General features: G+C 62.7%; 4 protein-coding genes and 1 riboswitch. Of the genes, 1 reads left to right on the top strand and 3 read right to left on the bottom strand.

Going from position 1 to position 7,430, the window contains the following annotated elements; all coding sequences use genetic code 11:
* Positions 1–655: 655 nt before the first annotated feature.
* Together PV768_RS21605 and PV768_RS21600 are read right to left on the bottom strand one after the other, a co-directional pair.
* Positions 656–1,432, bottom strand: a complete 777-nt coding sequence (locus tag PV768_RS21605) for a hypothetical protein (RefSeq protein ID WP_421094179.1) — start codon at positions 1,430–1,432, stop codon at positions 656–658.
* 371 nt (positions 1,433–1,803) lie between these two features.
* Positions 1,804–3,324 (bottom strand): alkaline phosphatase, encoded by a 1,521-nt coding sequence (locus PV768_RS21600; protein ID WP_421094178.1) that lies wholly within the window; start codon positions 3,322–3,324, stop codon positions 1,804–1,806.
* Between the two features lie 546 nt (positions 3,325–3,870).
* Positions 3,871–4,068: riboswitch (cyclic di-AMP (ydaO/yuaA leader) on the top strand.
* 3 nt (positions 4,069–4,071) lie between these two features.
* Here PV768_RS21600 and PV768_RS21595 point away from each other — a divergent pair.
* Positions 4,072–4,848 (top strand): NlpC/P60 family protein, encoded by a 777-nt coding sequence (locus PV768_RS21595; RefSeq protein ID WP_366284854.1) that lies wholly within the window; start codon positions 4,072–4,074, stop codon positions 4,846–4,848.
* Positions 4,849–4,985: 137 nt separating this feature from the next.
* On the opposite strand, the gene PV768_RS21590 is transcribed toward PV768_RS21595, so the two are convergent.
* Entirely contained in the window at positions 4,986–7,280 is a 2,295-nt protein-coding gene (locus tag PV768_RS21590) for a transglutaminase TgpA family protein (protein ID WP_421094180.1), read from the bottom strand.
* Positions 7,281–7,430 lie beyond the last annotated feature (150 nt).

Raw genomic sequence — 7,430 nt, 5'->3', positions numbered from 1 at the left:
TCACCCACCCAATCGTTTGGAACGGGTGGCTCAGTTTTCAACCGTCACAATGGCTCACTTTTCGACCATCACCGACATCTTCGTCCGGGAGCACGTGCCGAACGGGGTGGGGCTGGCTCCCGGTCTCAGCACGTCTGGAGCCAGCCCCGCTTTATAGTTTGGAGCCCATGCAGTGAGGGCAGCATCACCGAGGCCTTGCTTTAACTGCACGTCTCTCCATCACTCCCCTCCTCAGCGCTCGTGCAGGCCACTGCAGACACTCCTTTTGCAGTATTAACCCCACGATTACGCGCGTAGTGCAGACGGGAACGGACAAGCAGTCTCCGAACCCTCCTGAGTTCTCAAGCGGATGCACCGAGGTCGCCTGCACTAAACGACGTTCTTCCTACAACCAGTCCTTGCCCGGCAGGACGGTTCCTTTTGGCCCCTCCCGGGGCGCCCGGGACGTTGACCGAGCACTTGAGTTGAAGACCCGCGAGGAAACGGCCGATGACCCCGGCCAGGCGTGTCTAAGGGAAGCGGGGGCGCGGGGTTCGCCCCAGCGATAGCCGCTTTGTGGTGCCGTCTGGCTGGGTTTCCGGCCGGTCAAGTGCCCCTGAGGGAGGCCCTGCTACGCAGGATGCTGCTGGCCAATGGGACTGCACATGCCTGACAGTCAGGGCCTGCGGGGCAAGGGACGAGATAGATCCTGCACACCCGGGGCCGCCTCCAGCTGCCGCAGGAGGCGCAGGTTGAGCCAACAGAACACCGCAAGCCCCAGGTACAGGCATAGTTCCATCACCTCGCCATATTCTGAGATAACGAAAGTCGGTTCCGGCCAGATTAGTAGGCGGAACAGGCGATAGCCCGCGGCCAACAGGAAGGCCGGCACGAGAAAGAGCGGTGGAACGAGCAGGTGTTTGGGCGCAACGTCCCGCCGTGAGCCGACCGCTGCCCACACCAGCGGGGCACATGCACCGTACAGGCTGGCAAGGAGCATGGCGGAGGGGACCAGCTCCTGCACTCCCCGGAGGTTGTGCAGGTTGGTCTCCCCCTGACGGTTGACCGCATCCAGGTCTTCGGGGGTGTCCCAGCCAAAGATGCGCTGGCCCCAGGAGATCTCCTCGCCCGTGAGAAACCAGACGCCGAGAGTGACCACACCATAGAGCAGTGCGATGCCCAGACGCCCGGCCCGGAGCAGGCGGAGGGTGATCAGGGGCAAGAAGATGCATGCGCCCAGCAGGCAGAGAACCTGGAGCCATTCGATCAGGGAATCCTCGTCAACCAGCCAGAGATAGAGCTCCTTGAAGGGAACAGTAGCCGCGGCGACAACGGCGAGGATAAAGGGAAGCAGGGCCACCAGCAGCGCCTGGCGCGGGGCGATTCCCCAGGTCTGGGAATCGGTTCTGAACCGTACAGCTGCTGGGGTGTACCACCGAGGGATGGCTGGCATCTTGCCTCCTTGACAAACTGGCTGGGGCCAAGTGTCAGTCGTTGATTCACAAGCGATTCCCCAGCGTCCCATGCCCAAAATCTGCTAGGGAAGATTCACGGGGAAGTTATGCGGGTTTCCGCACCCGCATTTCGAGAGGTACACAGCCGGCACCCAGCCAGTGGCGAAGGGTGAAGAACAAGCGCGCGCAGTAGGCTGCCGGGCTCAGCTGCCCTGGCACCGACCGGTTGCCGCAGTTTGTTCCGGACCTTAACGGGGTCCCCCGGGTGGTGTGCCTGCATCACTTGGCCGATCGGTTTGCAGGCCGCCGGGAGTCCCGTCGAGTTTGACCCGGGCCGTGGCAGTTTTGCAGTTCTGATTTTTCGCCAGGGTCAGCGCAGGACGCCCAGGGCGTTACCTACGATGTCGAACAGGTCGGTGTTGTCCACGCTGCCGTGCAGTTGCTCGGAGCCTGGGCCGTAGGCGTACACGGGCACGTCGGCGCCGGCGTGGTTGCCCGAGGCGTAGGTCAGCCAGAGACTGGCTTCCTTGGAGCCGTCCTTGACGTGGGGCGGGTCGCTCGGGGTCCGGAAGGTGGCGGGGCCGAAGTTTTTCGGGTCCGTTGCGCCGGTTCCGTTGGTGATCCCGGTTGAGCGGTCCGTGTCCTTGGAGTTTCCGTCGGACCGGGTGGGGGTGGAGTTATTGGCGGGGTTGCCGGAGTCGACGTTGACGGGGGGTCCGGCTGCTTCGGCATTGGTGAAGGTGCCCTTTTCGATGATGTTGAAACCCCCGGTTTCGTGGTCTGCGGTGACGATGACCAGGGTATTGCCGTCCTTCTTGGCGAAGTCCAGGGCTGCGGCGACGGCGTCGTCGAAAGCTTCGACTTCCTCCAGGGTCTGGGCCGCGTCGTTGTCGTGGGAGCGTTTGTCGATCAAGGCACCTTCAACCTGCAGGTAAAAACCCTTGCCGCTGGTTTTCCGGTCAAGAAGCTCGATGGCTTTCTTTGTCATCTCCGACAGGGATGGCTCCTTCGCCTCGGGATCTTCGGGGTTGTCCTGCTTGGCTTTTTCGACGGTCAGGTTTCCCGTGTTGAACAAGCCAAAGACCTTCTCCTGTGCGACCGCGTTCAGGGCTGTCCGGGTGGCAGGGATTTGGTTGGAGACTGAACCCAGGATTGCGTAGCCCTGCTCCTTCAGCGCGGTTTCATCCGAGGCATCGAAGCGGCCCAGGCCGCCACCGAGAATGACGTCCGTGGTGCCGTTGCGCGCAATCTGGTCTGCGACGGGGGTCACCCGCACATCACTGGCAGGCAACGGTTTGCCGGTGATCTCGGTGTCCTGGCACGCGTCGGCGGAGTAGTCGGGTCCCTGGCAGCCACGGGACAGGACGTGGCTCATCTGCCCGGCCGGCGACGCGTCGGTAACTTCGGCGGTGGAGACATTGCCGGTGCGGTAGCCGGCCTGCTTGGCCAACTCCATGATCGTCGGCACCAAGGCCCCCTTGGCGTCCACCCCGAGGGCAGCGTTATAGGTTTTAATCCCGGAGGCCCAGGCCGTGGCTGCGGCGGCGGAATCGGTAACCAGTTCCGGATTAAAGTCGGCCTGGCCCGGCTGGCCGGACTTTTTCTGCACAGCGTAGGTGCTGACGGAGCCGTGAACAGGGAGGGTTTCCATCACCAGCCTGCCCTCGGCCCCGTAGAAACGCTCCCTGCCCGCCGTGACTTGGGTTCGGCCCATGCCGTCACCAAGCAGGTAGATAACATTCTCGGCTGTGGCAGGTGCTGACTTCGTGGCGTTAAACACCGCGTACCAGATCATCCCGGTTGCCACGGCTGCTCCCAGGACGACCCAAATGATCCTGCGTATCTTCCGTTCAGAGTCGGCGGGCGTGACGGCGGCCGGAGCTTGTGTCATCGGCGGTGCTTTCCTGTTCAGCGGCGGGGGCGTATGTCGGCTTCAGGGGCGGCGGTGTTTGTAGGGCTGGCCCTAGAGGTACCACAGCCGCAGCATGGGTTTCTCGAAGCAATGGAATTGGATCCATTCAGAAAGGATACGGCTCGTGTTCCAGGACATCGAGTAAGTTCAGGACAACTCAGCCTTAATCCGGTTGGGCCGGCCCTGCCTTACTACGCGGTGAGGCCCACCAGCGGGGTCTGTTCCAGAGGCAGCCCTTAAACAAGAGCCTCCTCGCAAGTGCCCGACGGAAAATGCAATTCGTCTTCGTCTTCTGTTTTCTAAGAGCATGTTTCAGACTCCCGAGATGACTACGTGGCCGACCGGACAGGAATACGGGCACAGGGCAGTACATGGAGGCGGCAGCGCAATTGTTCATCCCCGGTCCTTAGTGCCGTCCTTTATGCATCCAATAAGAGGATCTGCGGCTCTGCGTTATGCAAATGTGACAACGTCGTGGGTTTTCGAGTAGGGTCAGACGCGTGCCGGTCTCAGAATGCGGCACTCCTGAGCAGATTGCCTAACTCTGCCGCTGCCTCGGGACCCGTTCGCATCATTCGTCCGGCAGAGACGGGGAAACCAATTGTGGCCTGCTTCGGGCAGGCCTTGGGGTGAAGCCGCGACTCCTGCCTTGTGCTGGAACTGCGGCCGGGTGTCTCCCATCCGAATCCGACAGCTAACCCCGCAGGCAGTGGGAGAGGCCCTTTCATGTCCATTCGCCGTGCTCACGGCCGCCACCGCGCGGTCCCCGTCCACACCAGCGCCCTTGCAGTCCTGACCAAGTCCGTCACCGACAACGCCGGCGGTGTGGGCCGCCAGGCGGCCGTCATTGCAGCAGCTTCCGGACTCGTTCTTACCAGTGGCGTTGCAGCCCAGGCAGCAGATGCCCCGACCCAGCGCGAGGCAGAGCCGGCCTCGACCCTGGAGGTTGCCAGCCAGGTCCAGGCGCCGCTCAGCGCAGATTCGACAGTCCAGATTTCCTACGAGCGCCCCGTCGTAAAGACGACGCCCGCTCCTGTCATCGAAGCGCCAACGCCTGTCGCCGTTCAGGCACCCAAGGCGGCCGTGCCCGCCGCGACTGCCGTCGCGAACGCCGCGGCGCCGGCCAAGGCCCAAGTCACCGTCACCCCCGCCCCTGCTGCCGCGCCGGCAGCCGCCCCGGCAGGCGGAGTCAACGCCACCATGGTCTCCTCGGCCTACGCCCAGATCGGCATGATCCAGGACTGCACACGACTGGTCGAGAACGCTCTTAATGCTGCCGGCATCCCTGTCGGAGACCTTGGTCCGATGCAGTTCATGAACTACGGCACTGTAGTCTCCGATCCGCAGCCCGGTGACATGGTCATGCAGCCCGGCCACGTAGGCATCTACGTCGGCAACGGCCAGGTTCTCAGCTCCGGCCTGAACGGCAAGAACGAAACCGCTGTTCACCCGCTGACGTGGATGACGTCAAAGGGTGCTGTCACCTTCGTACGGGCAGGCTAATAAATTTCTGAAGGCCGGCGATTCGGTGCCTTGGGGGCGGCGAATCACCGGCCTTCAGTATTTCTTGAGCAGCATGGGCCTCTGAACGCCGTTTTTAAACTACCGGCCTGTTCGCAAGGACCAGACCGGCCGCTCGGTCACAGTTTGGGTACGGCCTGCCGCGGCTGCTTCTTGTCGGTGTGCAACTGGGCCTCCTGGAGCGATCTCGGCAGGAGCCTGGCTTCCAGACGTGCGGGAAGAGTATTGGAATCTCGTAAGGCCCTTTTAACTTTCTGGACGTCGGCCCATGTTGGAGCCCCGGGCCCGGGGCCGGGTTTCGCGTTTGCAGCAGCGGAGTAGATCTGGAGTTCGTAGGCGTGACGGAGCCTGGTCAGTGATTCGATGGCCGGGCCGTTGAACCGGGCTTGATACATCAGCCGGCTGGTGAAATTCCGCGGTGTTTCTGCGGGGCTCGGACGGTAACCATGATCAACGGCGCTTTCGGTCGTCTCGGCCCAGGCGATGCTGGCTGCTTGTCCCGGACTTGACCTGAGAAATCGGCGCTTTCGTCCACCGGATCTGACGATGCGGACCAGAAATGGTGCGGAGGCCAGAAGTAGCAGGGCCAAAACCGCGCCCGTGAAAACGCTGCGATCCATACCGGAAGGGGCGGACGTGCCCGGCGTGCCGATGCCTGGAGGTCCTGGGGCAGGAGTCGGGGATATCCCGATGTCCGGCACGGGCAAGCCTTCGGATCTGAAGTCGTCCTCTACCGCGAGCCCTTGAGGAGTTGCCGGTTGCTGCGCATAGCCGGGGACGACTCCGCGGGAAGGAGTCGGTTCGAATCTAACCCAGCCGGCACCGCGGAAGTACAGCTCTGGCCAGGCATGGGCGTCCTTGGAATCAACGGCGAATTCGGGCAGCTCTTCCCCGCCGACCATAACGGTGTTCCCGGTTGGGTCCCCTGGGGCGTAACCGACGGCGACGCGGCTCGGGATCCCGGCCAGCCGTGCCATGACAGCCATGGTTCCGGCGAAGTGGACGCAGTAGCCGGCTTTCACTTCAAGGAACCGTCCAATGACTTCAAGGCCGGTGCCATCGTAGTTTCCTTCGACGGGTGCCTGCAGGGAGTAGGTGAAGTCGCCACCCCGCAGGTAATTTTGGATGGCCATTGCTTTGTTGTAGGGGTTGATCAGGTCCTCGGTGAGGTATTGTGCGGTTTCCCTGACGATGGGTGGAAGCTCCCCGGGCAGGGAGCTGAACCCGGCATCGACCTCATCTTCCCTGACAGGGCCCATGCCGGCCAGTGACTCACTCGTTAACTCCGGTGTTGAACTGATCACCTGATAGCTTTGCCAGGCTGCTGTCTCCCCCTTGGCCGACAGCACAGTCAGGTTTCGCGGGTCCCATGTCCACCTGCCATCAAGTCCAGAGATGCTCACCGGGGCATAGGGTGCCAGCAACCAGGGACTCGTAAAACTTCGGGTATCGATCCGGGTGGTGATCACACTCCCGCTACGGACCGGAAGGCCGGCTCTCTTTCCCATCTCCCTGATGCCGGATCGGCGCGAGTCCAGGCGTGGGTCCGGCTGCCATCGTTTGCCCGAAAAGTCCTCCAGTGTCGCAAGCCGCAGATACAGTGGTTCATCGGCAGTGGTGGCATACGTGATTCGACCAAAACCGTCAGGCTCCCTGAGCGAGTTTCCCAGCGTTATGCTTGGGTCGAGCCCGGACGCGGCGCCCCACCACTGCAACCGGGCTCCCTGGGGAAACGTTCCTGCGTTGAAGCCCGGGATGACGGTTGGCAGAAAAAGAGTCAGGCTAAGCGCGGCCGCCCCGAGAGACACAGCACGAGCGAGGTAGCCGGCAGTTGAGTGCGCTGCCCGGCTGTGTACGTCAAAGCTTTCCCGCCACTGCCCCGAGCCAAGGAGGAAGATGTAGCCGGCGGCGGCTGCAGTAAACGCGGGAACACCCACGCTTTCGGGAATGATGACTGCGGGGATGGAAAGGACAGCCAGCAGGGGCAGGCCACTGGTCGCCGGCATCCTGCAGGTGATGGCCAGGGTATCAACGAGCACTGCCGTCAGACCGATGGTCGCGCAGGTAATCAAAAGGATTCCATCACCAGGGACCACCGGTGCCAACTCGGATGACACGGTAAGTTCGGCGTTTTCGAGCAGAAAGGCCAACCGGTCTCCAGCCTCGGGCCTCGGAATGATGCCCAGAATGCTTTGCTCACGGAAGAATTGCCAGATCAACGCCCCCGCAAGGGCCACAAGACCCGCACCCATGATGAGGGCAGGGGGCCAACGGAGGCTCCGCGCCCCTGCCGTCGCCCCCAACACGGCCACGGCAGTAGACACTACGTTTGGAAGCCAGCTCCAGCCATCAAGGACTCCATGGATGCTGAGCGATACAAGGACCACTGCCGCCACAGCTGCTACCGACACCATCAAGTGCCGCTGACCCGCAGCGGTCTGTGCGCGCTGCTCCGGTGAGCGCCGCTCTCGTGGATCGGGCGCCAGGATGTCAATGGCCATTTGTTTCTGCCCACGGGCGGCCAGTTAATCGGCCCGCTGGTGGCCAGTAAAACTGCCCGGTGA

Origin of the sequence: Pseudarthrobacter sp. CC4 (assembly GCF_048957775.1) — a bacterium.
Classification (GTDB): Bacteria; Actinomycetota; Actinomycetes; order Actinomycetales; family Micrococcaceae; genus Arthrobacter.
This window is presented reverse-complemented; position numbering and strand designations above follow the sequence as displayed.

Bases quoted from the DNA above. Each gene is read 5' to 3' on its own strand.
- PV768_RS21600 (WP_421094178.1), bottom strand. From the start codon at position 3,324: ATGACACAAGCTCCGGCCGCCGTCACGCCCGCCGACTCTGAACGGAAG.
- PV768_RS21590 (WP_421094180.1), bottom strand. From the start codon at position 7,280: ATGGTGTCGGTAGCAGCTGTGGCGGCAGTGGTCCTTGTATCGCTCAGC.
- PV768_RS21595 (WP_366284854.1), top strand. From the start codon at position 4,072: ATGTCCATTCGCCGTGCTCACGGCCGCCACCGCGCGGTCCCCGTCCAC.
- PV768_RS21605 (WP_421094179.1), bottom strand. From the start codon at position 1,432: ATGCCAGCCATCCCTCGGTGGTACACCCCAGCAGCTGTACGGTTCAGA.